13 protein-coding genes are annotated in these 16,834 nt (G+C 42.4%); 6 read left to right on the top strand and 7 right to left on the bottom strand.

What is annotated here, in order from left to right; all coding sequences use genetic code 11:
• Positions 1-6: 6 nt before the first annotated feature.
• From ACRHOZ_RS14065 to ACRHOZ_RS14035, 7 genes are all read right to left on the bottom strand, one after another.
• On the bottom strand, positions 7-471 hold the full coding sequence (locus ACRHOZ_RS14065; RefSeq protein WP_431126690.1) for a nuclear transport factor 2 family protein: 465 nt from the start codon (positions 469-471) through the stop codon (positions 7-9).
• 11 nt (positions 472-482) lie between these two features.
• Positions 483-2,708, bottom strand: a complete 2,226-nt coding sequence (locus ACRHOZ_RS14060) for a DUF5916 domain-containing protein (protein ID WP_431126688.1) — start codon at positions 2,706-2,708, stop codon at positions 483-485.
• A 95-nt stretch (positions 2,709-2,803) separates the two neighbouring features.
• Positions 2,804-3,559, bottom strand: a complete 756-nt coding sequence (locus ACRHOZ_RS14055) for a LytR/AlgR family response regulator transcription factor (RefSeq protein ID WP_431126686.1) — start codon at positions 3,557-3,559, stop codon at positions 2,804-2,806.
• Between the two features lie 151 nt (positions 3,560-3,710).
• The gene (locus ACRHOZ_RS14050; protein WP_431126684.1) at positions 3,711-4,352 is read right to left on the bottom strand and encodes a hypothetical protein; all 642 of its coding nucleotides are present in this window, start codon (positions 4,350-4,352) and stop codon (positions 3,711-3,713) included.
• Positions 4,353-4,369: 17 nt separating this feature from the next.
• The gene (locus ACRHOZ_RS14045) at positions 4,370-4,576 is read right to left on the bottom strand and encodes a hypothetical protein (RefSeq protein ID WP_431126682.1); all 207 of its coding nucleotides are present in this window, start codon (positions 4,574-4,576) and stop codon (positions 4,370-4,372) included.
• Between the two features lie 103 nt (positions 4,577-4,679).
• Positions 4,680-5,768 carry a DNA helicase PriA gene (locus ACRHOZ_RS14040; protein WP_431126680.1) on the bottom strand — a complete coding sequence of 363 codons (1,089 nt, stop codon included), beginning with the start codon at positions 5,766-5,768 and terminating at the stop codon, positions 4,680-4,682.
• A 71-nt stretch (positions 5,769-5,839) separates the two neighbouring features.
• Positions 5,840-6,973: an SPFH domain-containing protein gene (locus ACRHOZ_RS14035; RefSeq protein ID WP_431126678.1), complete on the bottom strand. Its 1,134-nt coding sequence runs from the start codon at positions 6,971-6,973 to the stop codon at positions 5,840-5,842.
• A gap of 213 nt (positions 6,974-7,186) precedes the next feature.
• Between ACRHOZ_RS14035 and ACRHOZ_RS14030 the strand changes: the two genes are divergently transcribed.
• From ACRHOZ_RS14030 to ACRHOZ_RS14005, 6 genes are all read left to right on the top strand, one after another.
• Complete coding sequence (locus ACRHOZ_RS14030) at positions 7,187-10,321, top strand: WD40/YVTN/BNR-like repeat-containing protein (RefSeq protein ID WP_431126676.1); 3,135 nt, start codon at positions 7,187-7,189, stop codon at positions 10,319-10,321.
• A 76-nt stretch (positions 10,322-10,397) separates the two neighbouring features.
• Complete coding sequence (locus tag ACRHOZ_RS14025; protein WP_431126673.1) at positions 10,398-12,173, top strand: MutS-related protein; 1,776 nt, start codon at positions 10,398-10,400, stop codon at positions 12,171-12,173.
• A gap of 59 nt (positions 12,174-12,232) precedes the next feature.
• Positions 12,233-12,778, top strand: a complete 546-nt coding sequence (locus ACRHOZ_RS14020; RefSeq protein ID WP_431126671.1) for a CopD family protein — start codon at positions 12,233-12,235, stop codon at positions 12,776-12,778.
• A gap of 143 nt (positions 12,779-12,921) precedes the next feature.
• Positions 12,922-14,328, top strand: a complete 1,407-nt coding sequence (locus ACRHOZ_RS14015; RefSeq protein WP_431127133.1) for an ATP-binding protein — start codon at positions 12,922-12,924, stop codon at positions 14,326-14,328.
• Between the two features lie 122 nt (positions 14,329-14,450).
• Entirely contained in the window at positions 14,451-15,233 is a 783-nt protein-coding gene (locus ACRHOZ_RS14010; protein ID WP_431126669.1) for an enoyl-CoA hydratase/isomerase family protein, read from the top strand.
• A gap of 21 nt (positions 15,234-15,254) precedes the next feature.
• Positions 15,255-16,811 (top strand): hypothetical protein, encoded by a 1,557-nt coding sequence (locus tag ACRHOZ_RS14005; protein WP_431126667.1) that lies wholly within the window; start codon positions 15,255-15,257, stop codon positions 16,809-16,811.
• Positions 16,812-16,834: the final 23 nt, after the last annotated feature.

Genomic DNA, 16,834 nt, shown 5'->3' with positions numbered 1-16,834 from the left:
CAAAGATCAATCAAGTTGTTTGATTCCGGACACATGCGATGCCACGGCCTTCCACATTCCATTGCGTTTGATCAGGATATTACTGGACTGATAAATGGTCTCAATGGAATCATTGATGATATGACCGGTACCGCAAATCAGGGCGGTTCCGTTATCCAAAACATCCAAGCGCTTTATTTCATAATGAAAGGAGTCGTGCTGCATGGCATTTTCCTTGATCCATTCCAATTCCCCTTGCTTGTCAGACCAGGTACCACTGGCATCGATCATTTGGAAGTCGTCTCCAAGAATTTTATTCAGTAGTACTGTGTCTTGTTCCCTGTAGGCTTTGGGCCATTGTACTTCCTTAAGATTTCTTAGGATTCCGTGGTCTGCTGGAGTAATGAGGCTTATAGTTTGCCGCGCCATCGGAGTTTCCTTGCAAGCTGATAGTGCGCAAAGTAAAATTAAAATACCAATCGTTTTTTTCATGATTTGAAGTTTTAGAAGAATGTGTAAACATATTTTAGGGTAACCAACTGATTGTTGAATCGAGGTAGTTGTGGCATAAACTGCATACGGTCCGTGTTGTAATCCTGATTGTAAACTACATACAGATTATGTCCATCGCGGAAGTTGTATCGCAATCGGGCACTGGTGAACACTTGATCTTGAATGGAGTTGTACTGGGCGGTGATACTTCCCGAAAGATGTAGGTTGTAGGCCCAATTAACCCGAAGTTGGGGCACATTGATCCACTCACTTACTTCCCTTTCCTTAAAGTTGAGGTAGTTTAAGCGCCAGGATCCTTCAAAGGTAAGATGTTCATTTACACTCCATTCGGGAGATAGCCTGAACTCTAGATTCTCCCCATCAAAAAAGCTTCCGTATTCCACGGAAATTGGGATTTTAAGTGCCCTTTGAAAACCACTGGTGTACGATGCGCCAAAAAAGGTGTAAAAATAATCACCTTGAGGTATCGTAATCTTGTTCGAAAATTGAAGCAGTTCTTGAAGGAATTCATATTGGACTTGCCCAAAGAGCATAACCGCATCATTATTAAATAAGGTTCCAGACCACTGGCTTCTGTTGTACCATGTTAGGACTTCCGAAAAATCCGTGGTAAAATACAGGTCGGAATTGACGGGCATCCATCTTCTGTATTGAAAGGTATTGTTTTCGCTGTCGGAATTGAATTTTCCATGATTGAGCCCAACATAAAAATTGTGGTGTTTTTCCCTAAGTAGGAATCCCATTCCCGGGTTGAATGCCTTCCCAGAAAATTCGTAGGCTCCGCGATAAAACCATCCATCGCGTTTACGCCGGGCGAACTGAAATGCGAAACGGGAATTGTCAATCAAGTCATAATCCGCACTGGAAAAATTTTCACCTTCCACGGTTGTTGCCAAGGAGGTAATGATGAAGTTTTCGTCGCCAACATCAATAACCCCATCTACTCCCAAAGCTGTATTGACATAATCTTTCCTTGCCCGATTGGTGGCCATGAAGCCAATAAAAGATCTATCGTTAAAGACCTTCCTGCGCAATCGCAGTACAGAAAAATTTTCTGTGGGCAATGCTTCGGAGTTTATGCGGGTCCCTTCAGTCTGTAGGGATAGGAATCCTACGTCCCAATTGCCCAATTCCCCTGTGAGTTTGGCCCCTCCAATAATGGGGGTTAATTGTCCATTGTTGATACCAATAGTCCTACTGTAGAAGAGTTGGGAAAGGATGCCCATATCAAAATCGAACAGCCCTGATTGCTGCAAAAAGAACTTCCGACGCTCAGGAAAAAATATGGAAACCCGACCTAAATTAACAATCTGATCATCTATTTCCACCTGGGAAAAATCCGTGTTTAAGGTGAGGTCCAAAGTAAGGCTTGGCGTGATACCATAGCGAACGTCCAATCCAACATCCAATTCATTGAATGCATTTTTTTCATAGGTTGATTGGTTGGAATTAAGGCGATAATTGTTTTGGGTGGATGCCAGTAGGTAGGGGGTGACCTGCAGGTCCTTTTTAGGCTCTAAACCTACAAATCGCACTGGTTTTTTTAAGGAGGGTTTGCCATTGGCCCCGGTAATGTTTTGAGGGACTTCAGGATACACCAAAAGCTTGTTGTCATAATTGATCGTGCGCTGTGCGGAAATCCCACCCAAAACTTCTCCATCCCTGATTTCAAATCTCAAATTGGACAAGGGAATTCGATATTCAGCTTGCCATCCTTTGTCCGTAATTTGGGTCTTACCCTCCCATAGCATATCATAGGCTGGAGTGGAAGGGGCATTGCCCAAGGGCACATTGTCATTGTAAATCGCATCATCGTATCTACTGCCCGTAGGGTAAATACTAAAGATGAAGGCATTCTTTCGTGTTCGGTTGGGATCTATTTGAAAAGCAAAATAATCATCGCCGTACCAGCCGTCCCTAACCAGATTTCTTCCAATAATCTCCTCTGGATTCGGGTCTTTGGCATCCAAGGCCACATAGAGATAGTCCTTATCAAAGGTTACAAAAAGTGTGGTAAGACTGTCCGAAGCTCCCCAATCGGGGCGCCATTCCATAAACGGGAATTGCTGGGCTTCTTCCCATAGGGCTTCATTTAGAAAACCATCCAAATGGAGCTCATGGGTCGTTTCATGGATGTTTGTGGTGTTGTTTAAATAATCCTGGGATAGCATAACCATTGGTGCAAAAGAAATGGCTAGGAAGATTAATCGTCGCATGTAGAATCACCGTTTTGGTCAAATCTACTTGTAGAAAATCTTCGAGGATGTAATAGCTATGTAAGCTGCGGAAAAAAAAGGGCGAGTTGCGGAATTTAAATTTGGGCCAATTCCTGAAGATAGGTTCTGCTAAACTTAAGGTCGTCCCCAGTTTTCAGTTTAAGCTTGCCATCTCCACTATGATTCTTTTGGATATGATCAATAAACTCTGAGTTGACCAAATACGAGCGATGTACCCGCTTAAATTTATTGGGGCACAGCAACTCGGAAAGTGATTTTAAACTTTGGTATTTTACAAATTTTCCTTTTTCAGTGTGCAGAACCACACAGTTGTTGCTGGTTTCCACATAAATGATCTCATTGGGTTGCAGCTGGAATTGATACCCCTGTTTGGAAACGGGAATTCGGGTTTCTTTAGGTTCGGGTGTCGGTGTCTGTTCTTTTGATTTTTCAGATGGGATAAAATAAAATAACAGTGCAAAGTAACAAAGCAGGTTTACCGCTATGTTATTGGTAAGACTTGCATTGAGCATATTGAAACTGGGAGAGGTGCAGTTGTAGATGGTGGTCATCAAGAAAACCACCAAGACCTGTCCAATGATAATATTTATAGCGGAAGCGGACAAGCCCAGACCACCTTGAATCAATATGTTCTTGCCGGATGTGGTAGCACCCCACTTTCCACCCCAAGTTTTGATTTGGCGAGCGGAGAAATTCCAGAAAAAGAAACTGGTAATGGCCAAAATAGATAGTTCGGAAAAGCAGCTGGCTCCCAAACTTTCCTGAAACAGTCTGCCCAGGCCCATATTGAGCAGCACAAAAATGCTAATGAGTGAAATCCGTTTAGCCATAGGCTAAAAGTAGGAATTCTAGCATTTGGTCACCAAAACTTTATGATTTAGTTAAAGGTTTTGGAATTTGCACAAAGTCTTAAATACAAAAAAACCGTCTTTCCATTTTTATGGAAAGACGGTCTATATTTCTGTCCGTGTTAGTGTTCAATTATTGCTTCACCTCAGGTTCTATGACTTTTTTGAGCTGCTCGGTCTTTTCTTTTAGTTTTTCCCTTCCTTTTTTGATGGAAACTTCCAGCTCATCCAATTTTTGCTCCACTGTTTTCAGCTTTTCTTCTTTTTGGGTAATAATTTCCGCATCTTCCTCTCCTTTCTCCTTGGCTTCCGCAACCCTTTTTTTGGCATCTTCCAAAGATCTTCGTCCTCTTTTAAGAACTTCTTCATCTTCGTTAAGGGTGTTTTCTGAAATCATTAATTTTTCTTTGGCTTGGGAAGCGCGATATTGTCCAAATTCTTTGCCGGTCATATCACCTTTGTTCTTTCCATAAGCATTGCCTTTGTTCACCTTCTCTGCTTTTTCCTTGGCTTTCCCCAAATCGTCTTCCAACTCTTCAGCTTCCTTCTTTAGCTTTTCTTTCTTTTTTTCGGCCTTCTCCATCATTTGCTTCCCTTTTTCCTTGGCCTCTTCCTGCACTTCTTCGGCCTCATCTTCAACATCCTTCTTAGCTTTTTTTACCTTTTCGGTTTTGTCCTTCTTGCCTTTTTCTTGCGATTTACCTTGAGCGTTCACATTTCCAATAAGACCTAACATCATCGTCAAAAGGAACATTGATTTTACTATGTTTTTCATTTTTTCTCGGTTTTGTTTTATATGCTATCCAGTTCTTTGATCAGTTGTTCTACCTCTTCTGTCTTTTCGTTCACAGCGTTCAGGGTCGAGTCCAAAGCTGTTTCCACAGCTTCAATTTGCTCTAATTTCTGATTTAATTCTTCCTGTTCTTTTTTGGTGTCTTTACAGGCCAACACCAAAAGGCCAATCGCAAAAATGAGGGCCATTAGTTTCTTAGTCAGCATATTACATGATTTAATGGTTAATGTATAATATACGTATTGGGACACCACATGAGATGTTTGGTCACATTTTGAGTGTCTGGAAAGTTACTAGGAGTGTATTTATTTATTTATTCAAAAAAATGATTAGGCCAATAACCATCAAAACCAATAGTACCGCAAAGAAAATCTTCCAAAAACTATAGGGCCGGGATCCAGAAATCTGCCCATTTTCTCCATTAATGAAGAAATTATATTCCTTGCCTTGGTATCGATAAGCGCTTATATATACCGGAAGTAAAATGTGTTTAAAAGTCTCTTCCGTCAGTTGCATGTCCATTTGCGTCACCCTTTGGGTGTCTCCGCCAATATCTTGTCTGCACCAACGGCGGGCAATATCTTTAGCAATTTCCTTGGAATGAAGATGGCCTTGTTTTAAGGGGATAGTATATTTTTCCGTTACAAAACCAGATAGAAAACTGCTGTTGAAAGGTTGAAGTTTCTTCAGGTTCCAACGTGCAATTTTACTTGGGATTCTCCCCGATTTTTGCTTTGAGGCCTCTATCAAAGTATCATCCACAAAACCAGAAACTCGCCCAGAAGCAGGATACCAACGCGTTTTCCGAACGCGCTGTGCAACCATTTTCCCCTGGGCATTTCTCACTCTCCGCGTTTCGTAGTAGTATTCCCCCCGCTGTCCTGAATAAGAAGCTGACAGTTGTGCATCAAAGGTCCAGTACGGTAAATAAAGCCCTTTGATAAACTGGGGGTCCAATGCGGCCTTTTTTAGTTTGTTCGGGGCCCACCACAAGCGATCCACCCATTTTTTAAAAATAAGAAATGACTTTTCTTTTTCTATTTGAAATGGCAGTACGGCGCCGGGCAAAATCCAATCCTCTTTATAGGCGTCTTCCAAGATCAAGGGCATGCTACAATACACACAATGGAGCGATTTATAGTTTTCCTCCACATGTTGATTGGCACCACAGTTTTTACAGTGGAGCATGGAAATCTCCTCACTGTGCTTTTGGGAACCCATCTCCTGTAGATATGGATAAAGCTCGAGCTCCTCAAACCCATTTTCATTCACTTGAATGGACTCTTGATGCCCACAATATTCGCAACTGATATTGGTGGTTCCAGGTTTGTACTTGAGCTCTGCCCCGCAGTTGACGCAGGGCTTTTTTAGCTCTGTTTTTTGAATTGATTTCTCCATGCGGTCATTCCCGCTAAGGCGGGAATCTTTGTGTTATGGATTCCTGCTTTCACAGGAATAACAAAATAAGATTATGGGTTGGGTAAAGGAGGCGGGGTATTGCCGCCCAAAAACGACTTTAACTCTTCCACATCCTTCAATGCAGTCCAGTTGGCCATTCCCTGCTTCCATACCAGGCTATCGCGATTGATGGTTCTGCCAGCAAATAAGACTTGCAACTGTTCAAGGGAAACAGGCCCTTGTTGCACCCCGTTAACTGCATAAAAGTATTGCACTGCCACTGGCATTGGAGGTGGAACGGGAGTTCCTGCTTGCTGCATTTGTGGATTGCCGCCCATTTGAGGACTCATCATACCACCCATTTGCTGCGCCAATACAAATCCCATTCCCATTCCCATTCCTGCACCCGCGGTTCCGCCTTCATTTTTGGCGGCAGCTTCAATGGCTTTGGCCGTTTTGAACTTGGTCAACTTGTCCAGATCCAATTTGTCGATTCGGCTATACTCGAAGATTTCTTTTTTAAGATCTTCCGGCATGGAGACATTTTCGATATAGAATTTCTCCAAAGCGATGCCCACGGTCTCAAATTCCGGAGCCATAACCTCCCTACAAGTGTCTGAAAGCTCCGAGGTGTTTGCCGCATACAATTCAATGGGGAGATTGGCTTCGCCAACTGTATCTGTAAATCGCGTGGCAATCAAACTTTTAAGATGCTCATTGATTTCAAAACTGGTGAAGTTATTATCCGTTCCAACGATATCAACGATGAACTTTCCGGCGTCCGAAATTTTAAAGGCATAGGTTCCGAATGCCCTAATTTCTACCAAGCCAAAGCGCTCATCACTTAAAGTAATCGGACTTTTGGTGCCCCATTTCTCATCAGTGAACAGATGGGTGTTTACAAAATAAACCTCGGCTTTGAAAGGCGAATTAAAACCGTATTTCCATCCCTTTAGGGTGGCTAAGATGGGTAGGTTTTTGGTGGTGAGGTCGTAAGTGCCAGGTTCAAATACATCTGCCAATTGACCTTCGTTCACAAAAACAGCGGTCTGCCCTTCCCTCACAATAAGCTTGGCCCCGTTCTTAATTTCATTTTGGTAGCGTTCAAACCGATGCGCAATGGTGTCATCCGTATAATCCAGCCACTCAATAATATCGATAAACTCGTGGGTGAGTTTCTCCTTGATCTTGCTAAAAATATCCATGGTAAAGTGTTTTATGTTGATGTTTCTAAAGTAAGAAATTGGAAGATTACTTCCTCCAAGGGATTAGTATAAAATTATCCACATTGTTACATACGCTATCAAAATTGATTTGAAATGGAATTAATATTGGGGCTGATTGAATCTGTTCCTAAAACAAAAACGGTACTTACTTTTTCCCTACATTTAGTACCGACTAATTCAACATCGTAGAAAATGAAACATTTGCTTTCGCAAACCGGCTTATTCTTGCTGGTTTTTTGCCTTTTTGCAACCTCGACGCAATCCCAAAGAAGAAAATCAACCCAAACAAGCCCAGAATATCCCAAGGAATTGTATTCCAGTTTGGAGTACCGCTTGGTAGGCCCGTTTAGAGGAGGCCGTTCCGCTGCGGTTACCGGTGTGCCCGGAGAACCCAATCTGTTTTATTTTGGGGCTACTGGAGGTGGCGTTTGGAAAACTACGGATGGTGGACGTTCGTGGGAGAACATTTCGGATGGTTATTTTGGCGGAAGCATAGGAGCAGTGGAAGTGGCCCAAAGCGACCCCAATGTAATCTATGTTGGAGGTGGTGAAAAGACCCTGCGTGGGAATGTTTCCAGTGGATATGGCATTTGGAAAACGGAAGATGCTGGTAAGACTTGGCAAAAAGCAGGTCTGGAAAAAAGTAGGCATGTGCCACGCATCCGAATTCATCCTACAGATTATAACACGGTATACGCTGCAGTTTTGGGGAACATTTACAAACCCACAAAGGAAAGGGGAGTGTACAAAAGTACGGATGGTGGCAAAAGCTGGAAACAAGTTTTGTTTGTCAACGATCAATCTGGAGCAGTAGATCTTACTTTTGACCCCAATAATCCTCGAATCTTATATGCGTCTACATGGAGGGCCAAACGAACTCCCTACAGTTTGAGCAGCGGAGGTGACGGTTCGGCGTTATGGAAAAGTACGGATAGTGGCGAAACCTGGACGGAGATTTCCAAAAATGAAGGTTTTCCAAAAGACACTTTAGGCATCATCGGGGTAACAGTATCCCCTAAGAACAGCGAACGAGTCTGGGCGATTGTGGAGAACAAGGAAAAAGGCGGACTATATCGTTCTGATGATGGTGGGAAAAAATGGACACAGGTCAACAGCGAAAGAAAATTGCGTCAGCGGGCTTGGTATTACACCCGTGTCTATGCGGATACTCAGGATGAAGATGTGGTTTATGTCCTCAATGTTCGGTATCATAAATCCACCGATGGCGGAAAGACCTTTAATACCTTCAATGCGCCTCATGGGGATCACCATGACCTATGGATTTCCCCAGAAAATGCCAAGCGTATGATTATTGGAGATGATGGAGGGGCGCAGGTAAGCTACGATGGTGGGGAAACCTGGAGCACCTACTACAACCAGCCTACAGCACAATTTTATCGCGTTACTACGGACAATGCGTTCCCGTATCGGATTTATGTGGCCCAACAGGATAATTCCACCATCCGAATCAATCACCGAAGTGATGAAGGTTCCATAGGCGAAGATGATTGGGAACCAACTGCTGGTGGTGAATCGGCACATATTGCAGTAGATCCCACAAACAATGATATTGTTTATGGAGGCAGTTATGGAGGGTTTTTAACTAGGGTGAATCACGATAAAGGAACAGTGCGCGGTATTAATGTATGGCCAGACAATCCCATGGGCTATGGTGCCGAGGGAATGAAATATCGTTTTCAATGGAACTTCCCCATTATTTTTAGCAAACACGATCCCAAGAAGCTGTATACCTTTTCCAATCATGTGCACCAGAGTACCAATGAAGGGCAAAGCTGGGAGTTGTTGAGCGATGACTTAACCCGAAACGATCCTGCTAAATTGGTTAGCAGCGGAGGGCCTATCACCCAAGATAACACAGGAGTTGAATATTACTGTACCATTTTTGCAGCCAATGAAAGTCCTTTAAAAGAAGGCTTGCTTTGGGTAGGTAGTGATGATGGCTTGATCCATGTAACCAAGGATGGGGGATCCACATGGGAGAATGTGACTCCTACCAATATGCCAGAGTGGAGCATGATCAACAGCATAGAACCTTCCAATTTTGATGAAGGCACCTGCTATGTAGCGGCCACTAGATACAAGTTGGGAGATTTTAGGCCGTACCTCTACAAAACCACGGATTATGGAAAAACCTGGACAAAAATAACGAACGGTATAAATGATGAGCATTTTACTCGAGCGCTACGGGAGGACCCTAAAAGAAAGGGATTGCTATATGCAGGGACAGAAACCGGGATGTATATTTCCTTCAATGACGGACAAAATTGGGACAGCTTCCAATTGAATCTCCCTATAGTTCCTATTACCGATTTGACCATAAAGGACAACAATTTGGTAGTGGCAACGCAGGGTAGGAGCGTATGGATTATAGATGATTTGACGGTCTTGCACCAACTGGATGCATCAAAGAAAAGTTCCGCTGCCATTTTGTATCAACCCAAGGACAGCTATCGCACCAAAGGGACGGCAGCAAAAAAGCCATCAAAGACAGAAGGGCAAAACCATCCCAATGGTGTTGTTTCACATTTCTATCTGAAAAACGTATCGGATAAAGATAGTATCAGTTTGACGTATACATCCATGGCGGGAGACACCTTGGCCAGCTATAGCACTTTTGCCAAAGAGGAGAAGAAAAAACTCAAAGCGAAGCAAGGGGGTAATACCCATGTTTGGAATACACGGAGAAAAGGAGCTGAAAAATTGAAAGGGATGATTCTGTGGTGGGCAAATTTGGATGGTGCCAAAGCAGTTCCAGGTTCGTACAAGGTTCACTTAAATGTAAACGGGTCAAACCAAACACAGCAATTCAAAATTTTACCCGATCCAAGGGCTGAGGTCTCCGTAGCTGATATGCAAAGACAATATGAGTTTATCACAGATATCAATACTACCGTGAATAGGGCGCATCAGTCCATCAAAAAAATCAGGAAAATAACGGAGCGGTTGGATGCTTTTAGTAAGCAATACAAGGAGGATGAACGTACCAAGGACTTGGTAGAGAAAGCCAAAAAAATGAAGGAGGATTTTGGCACAATTGAAAAGGCCTTGTACCAAACCAAAAACCGCAGCAATCAAGACCCTTTGAATTTCCCGATTCGGTTGACCAATAAACTGGGCCATTTGAACAGTTTGGTGTCCATTGATGATTTCCCACCTACAGCTCAGGATATAGCCGTTAAAAATGAACTGACCGCCAAAATCAACACCCAATTGGACGCTTTTGATGCCTTGGTGGACGAGGAGATGCAACAGTTCAATAGAGAATTCAACAGTTTGAACTTGAATTATCTATTTGTGGAGGAATAAATAAAGAACTGAAGGGAATTCGTCTAAATTTACGGCTCTTGGTAACCAAGAGCCGCAGAAGTTTTATAGACGATTTATGAGTAATGATCCCAAAACATTTTATACTAGCCAGTCTTTAAAGTTTGAAAATGAGCTGACCATCCTTGGGAAAAAGCTGGATGTTTCAAGCGCCATTAGACTTTTGGTGGCCATTGCAACTTTATTGGGGATTTATTTGGCTTGGGGAACCATGGAATTAGTCATTCCCCTCTTCCTTTTAGGAGCAGCAACCTTTACCTATATGGTCGTTCGCCATGATCGGATTAAATATCGGCAGAACCTGACTCGGGAGTTGTTGGCCCGAAATCAAAAAGAACTTCGTGTACTCCAAAGGCAGTTTTCCGATTTGCCGGATGGAAAGGAATTTCAAGATTCCAATCATTGGTACAGCAAGGATATCGATTTGTTTGGCAGCGGATCCTTTTACCAATACCTAAATAGAACTGCTTTGGAAAGCGGCTCCAAGGAGCTGGCAAGGTTGCTTTTATCCAACAATATTGAAGACATTGATTTAAAACAAGCTGCTATAGCCGAGTTGGCCACCAAGCCGGAATGGAGGCAGGAATATGGTGCTACGGCCACCTTGGTTAGAACACAGATCCCGGCATATAAGATTGTTGAGTGGCTGTCCAATTATGTCCCTTTTGTTCCCACTAGCATGATAAAAGGGACTTATGGTTTTTCAGCAATTTCCCTGACGATTATTACCGTATGCAGTATAGGATGGATTTCCTGGATTTGGACATTGGTGGTGTTTGTTGTGGGTATGGCAATAAGCGGGAAGTTTGTGAAGAAGGTAAGCACACTTTCAGTACATGTATCCGAAATACAAAACACCTTTACCCAATACGCCCGTTTACTGGCCCTCTTGGAAGATCAAAAATTTGAAAGTCAGCTTCTAGTTCAAAGGCATAAGGAAATCAAAAATGAAGCGAACTCAAGTGCTGGGGTGTTGAAACATTTCTCTAATCTTTTGGATCGATTGGATCAGCGAAATAACATTTTGGTTGGGTTCATCCTCAATGGATTTTTTCTGCGGGATTTGATGATCTGCGGCTACATCGAAGCTTGGATAGATCAAAACAAGCATGTAGTTCCAAAATGGTTTGATGTCATTGCCTTTTTTGATGCGTACAACAGTTTAGGCAATTATGCCTTCAATCATCCAGACCATGTTTATCCCACTTTAATGGATGAAGGAAAAACCTTGGAATGTAAAGCAATTGTGCATCCCCTATTGGCTCCAGATAAAGCTGTGCCCAATGATATAACCATCAACCTTGAAGATTTTTATATCATTACAGGAGCCAACATGGCGGGAAAAAGCACCTTTCTAAGAACAATTGCCCTCCACTTGGTCATGGCAAATGTTGGACTTCCGGTTTGTGCTGAATCTTCAAGCTATAGACCAATAAAGTTGATTACCAGCATGCGCACTACCGATAGTCTGAAGGATGATGAAAGCTATTTTTTCAGCGAACTAAAAAGGCTGAAATTTATTATTGAAGAGATGGATTCCGATAGGTACTTTATTGTTCTGGACGAGATTTTAAAAGGAACCAATAGTAAGGACAAGGCCATTGGATCCCAAAAATTCATTGATAAACTGGTCGGTATGAAATGTACAGGAATTGTGGCTACCCATGACCTTAGCCTGTGTGAAGTTGCACAAAAGCATGAAAACGTATCCAATTATTTTTTTGATGCCCAAATAGTGGATGGCGAACTTATCTTCGATTATCAATTTAAAAAAGGTGTTTGCCAAAACATGAATGCGAGTTTTTTGCTAAAAAAAATGGGCATAGTTGAATGATTTAAGGATTGTTAAACCTTAAATTTAGCCTTGGAATTCTGAACCTAATCCATAACCCAATGTTATATCCCTATATAAAATCGTTACACCTGATTTTTGTGGTTACTTGGTTTGCCGGCTTGTTCTATATTCCGCGCTTGTTCATTTATCATATTGAGGCTTGGCAAAAACCTTCTCCTGAAAGGGAAATTTTATCCGACCAGCTCAAATTGATGACCAAACGCTTGTGGTATATCATTACCTGGCCATCTGCTATTTTGTGTACGCTTTTTGCCATTTGGCTATTGGTATTGATGCCTGAATGGCTCAATCAATCCTGGATGCACATCAAGTTGGGATTTGTGGGACTACTAATTTTCTACCACTTAAAATGCCATCAAATTTTTAAGCAGTTGCAACGGGATGAGGTGAAATACACTTCTCGATTTATGCGTATTTGGAACGAACTGGCAACCATGGTTTTGTTCGCCGTGGTGTTCCTTGTAATCTTAAAAAATTCCTTGGATTGGATCTATGGCACCCTTGGAATTATGGTACTTGCCATTTTGCTTATGCTCGGGATTCGATTGTATAAAAGAATCCGGGATAAAAATCCGAATGCGTAAACAAAATCCAATTATTAAATTCCAAATCCCAAATTTTGGATTTTGGTGCTTGGAATTTTTTGGTTCGATTATTGCTAACTTTATTCCAAACTGCAAAAGGATTGTTTAAAAAACTATCGCTTCGTTCCCGTATCTTTTTCACCATGATCATGCTAGTGGTCATCGCTTCCGTGTTGATTGCCGGAGTCACTATTTATCAGTATAGGGAACAGAGCAAGGATTACCATGAAAACAGGCTGGAGCGAAAGGAAGAGCAAATACTCCAAAGTATCTCCTATGTTCTCAAGGAAACCACTTATCCCGTTACCACGGAAAATTTGGGCAACATCTTTAAAGATGAAATCTATAAGATTGCAGATGTCCAGAATGTCACCTTTAATATTTATGATTTGGAAGGTGGATTGATCAAAAGTTCCCGACCCGCATTTGAAGCCGATTCCATTTCCAATTGCCTGGATGCCGAAGTGTTGAACATGCTAAAAGTGCAGGCAGAAAAGCGCTATGTTGAGAAGAAAAAAGCTGCGGGCGACAACTATCAAGCTTCCTATACCTTTATTAACGATTCACAGTTTAAACCAATCGGTATAGTAAATCTGCCTTATTTTGAGGACAATTCCTTTAGCAATATGGAGCTGCAGGAATTCATGTTCAGATTGGGAGGGGTTTACTTGCTTATGCTACTTTCTGCCATTATTTTGGCCTACTTCATTTCCAAATACATTACGCGCTCCCTGCAGACCATTTCTGATAAAATGGCCCAAACGGATTTGACCCAGCGCAATGAAAAAATCTACATTGAAAGACCTACGGAGGAGATTGGGAAACTGGTGGATTCCTATAATGGGATGATTGATGAACTGGAGGAAAGCGCAGCCAAATTGGCCCGTAGCGAACGGGAGCAGGCCTGGCGAGAAATGGCCAAGCAAGTGGCTCATGAAATCAAAAATCCCTTGACTCCCTTGCGACTCACCATTCAAAGTTTTCAACGCAAGTTTGATCCCAATGATACCAAAGCGGAACAAAAAATCCAGGAATTTTCCAAGACCGTGATACAACAGATAGATACGTTGAGCAATATTGCCTCTGCCTTTTCAAATTTTGCCAACATGCCTGCCCAGCAAAATGAGACTTTGAATGTTGTTAAAATTGTTAAGTTGGCCCTGGAAATATTTCAAGAGGATTATATCCATTTTATTTCCGATGAAAACGAGATCATAGCCAAATTGGACCGAACCCAGTTGATTCGAGTGGTCACCAATCTGGTCAAAAATGCAATCCAGGCCGTTCCCGAGGTGGAATCTCCCAGAATTCTGGTGACCGTGGCCTCTGAAGGGGCAGAAGTGAAAATATCCGTTGCGGATAATGGCGTGGGAATCACCGATGATTTCAAGGATAAAATATTTGAGCCTAAGTTTACCACGAAGTCCAGTGGTATGGGCCTTGGCTTGGGAATGGTAAAGAACATTGTGGAGAATTACCAGGGAACCATTGATTTTACATCCCAGGAAGGAAAAGGAACAGTATTCACCGTAAAATTTCCCAAGGAATAACCTGCCCATATCCAGCGCTATTGGATGATTGATGGTGGATGTGTAATTTTACCAAACACCAAACACCAAACACCAAACACCAAACACCAAACACCAAACACCAAACACCAAACACAAAGCCCTTGAACTACGAAAACATTTACATCGAAGAGGAGAACAACATTGCCACCATTACCATAAATAGGCCCAAAAAGTTGAATGCGCTCAATAAAAGAACCATTTCTGAATTGCATACGGCCTTTAAGGAACTGGACGAGGATGATGAAATTCGCGTGATTATTGTCACTGGAAGCGGGGAAAAGGCATTTGTGGCAGGAGCCGATATTTCTGAATTTGCTGATTTTTCGGTTAAAGAAGGAAGAAAACTGGCAGCCGAAGGACAAGAAATCCTGTTTGATTTTGTAGAAAACCTGTCTACCCCGGTAATTGCCGCGGTCAATGGTTTTGCTCTAGGCGGGGGACTGGAGTTGGCCATGTCCAGCCATTTCAGAATTGCTAGCGACAATGCCAAAATGGGCCTCCCAGAAGTATCATTGGGTGTTATTCCTGGATATGGAGGAACCCAACGCTTACCGCAGTTGGTAGGAAAGGGAAGAGCCATGGAAATAATCATGACGGCAGGGATGATTACCGCGGATCAAGCCTTGCAGTATGGTTTAGTCAATCATGTGGTGCCCCAAGAGGAATTATTGCCCCTAAGTCTTAAAATAGCGAGCAGGATATCGAATAACTCCCCTGTGGCCATAAAATATGCAATAAAAGCGGTAAATGCTGGTTTTAAGTATGATGTGAATGGTTATGCAACGGAGATAGATGCCTTTGGCACCTGCTTTGGCACCAACGATTTCAAGGAAGGTACTTCCGCCTTTTTGGAAAAACGAAAAGCCGATTTCCCCGGGTCATAGCCATGGTAACCAAACCAGACTATGATGAAACAAAAAATCCTGTTGTTTTGCTTGCTTTTTGTTGGAGCACTGGTATGTGCCCAGGATAAGATGCCCGTAACCTACGATTTTGGTGAAAAATTCAATGATAGATACCGTTACTCCAATTTACTGACCATTTCCGATGATGGCTCAGGCGGTTATATTTTGGTTAGAGCCTATTTTCAGGGGTTGATCTTAAAGCCAAAAGGCTATTTGATTGAACAGTACAATAGCAATTTGGAGCTGGTCTCAGAATACAACTATAAGTTAAAGGGACTCGATTTTGTGGATGGCTTCCTTAAAAACGGACAGTTGAATCTGCTGTTTCTCAACTACAACTACGATAGGGGGCAATATGAATATTGGGTGCATAGAAGCCCAATTGTCAGCTATAATTTCAGGCCCGAGAAACTACTGTCCATTGCTTCGGAAGAAGTACGGAATCCGGTAGACAAGAACTACTATAACAGAAACTTCTCCAAGGGATTTTCCACTTCCATCCTGTTCAATCAGGAGAAAACGGGTTTTGTGATCAGTACGCACCACAAAAGAGGAAAAAACAACAAGCACATCATTCACTTATATGATACAGGCCTAAACAAAAGGTTTGAACATGACTTTTCCCATGAAATCGAGGAGAAAAACTATGCCTTTGAAAATCTGGCTATCTCCACCGATTTGTCCACAGCATACATAGTAGGGAAAGCCTATTTCAAAAAGAAGCGTTTTAGGGTGGACGAACGAAAGTTTCAATATGAATTGATCAAGGTTTCGGCCAATGGAAGCCAAACCCAATCGTTTGTGGATGAAGGAAAGTATCCAGAGGCCTTATACCCCATAATTTTACGGAACAGACTGGTCTGTACGGGATTTTATGCGGATAGAAAGGACAATCGCTATAATGGCATCGCTTATTTTGACCTTAATCCGATAAGCTTGGCTATCAACGCCAAAAAATACAATCCATTTTCCCTTCAGTTTATGGAGGATAAATTTGGTAGGGAGGAAGACAAGGTAGTCAAGAACCTTGTTTTTAAAAGTGTTGAAATAACCGAAAGCAACGAGATTTTTTTCAATGCCGAGGAGTACTTCGTGACCACAGGTATGGAGGTGACCGGTGCTGGCCAACGGGTTAAGTTGGAACGGTTTCACCATAATGACATTGTGAGTGCCAAACTGGATACCCAAGGGGATTTGGTTTGGGCCAGAAACATCAATAAAGCCGAGGTAACGCAAGGTGATGGGGCATACGCTTCCTATAGCTCCTACTGTAAAAATGGAAAGACCTATTTTTTCATTTGCACCGCGGCGGATAACCCACAATTGATCAATAACGAACGCCTAATCTTTAAACAGGGACTCAGCCGAAACCGAAATGTGTTCATGATTTCCTTGGATGAAAATGGGGTTATGGACTATGAAAAGATCATAGACAACCAGGAAGCCCGACTCCCTTTAATGGTCTCCAAACCGTTAAAGGATGTCGATGAAAGTAAAATGCTCTTTTACGCCAAGCGCGGTAGTAAAAAACAGCTGGTAAAAGTCTCCTTTTTATAAGATCATAAGCAACGCTTTCCTCT

Origin of the sequence: Flagellimonas flava, assembly GCF_050617915.1 — a bacterium.
GTDB classification, from domain to species: Bacteria; Bacteroidota; Bacteroidia; order Flavobacteriales; family Flavobacteriaceae; genus Flagellimonas; species Flagellimonas flava_A.
Note: the sequence above shows the minus strand (reverse complement) of the source record. Positions and strands in the feature narration are given on the sequence as shown.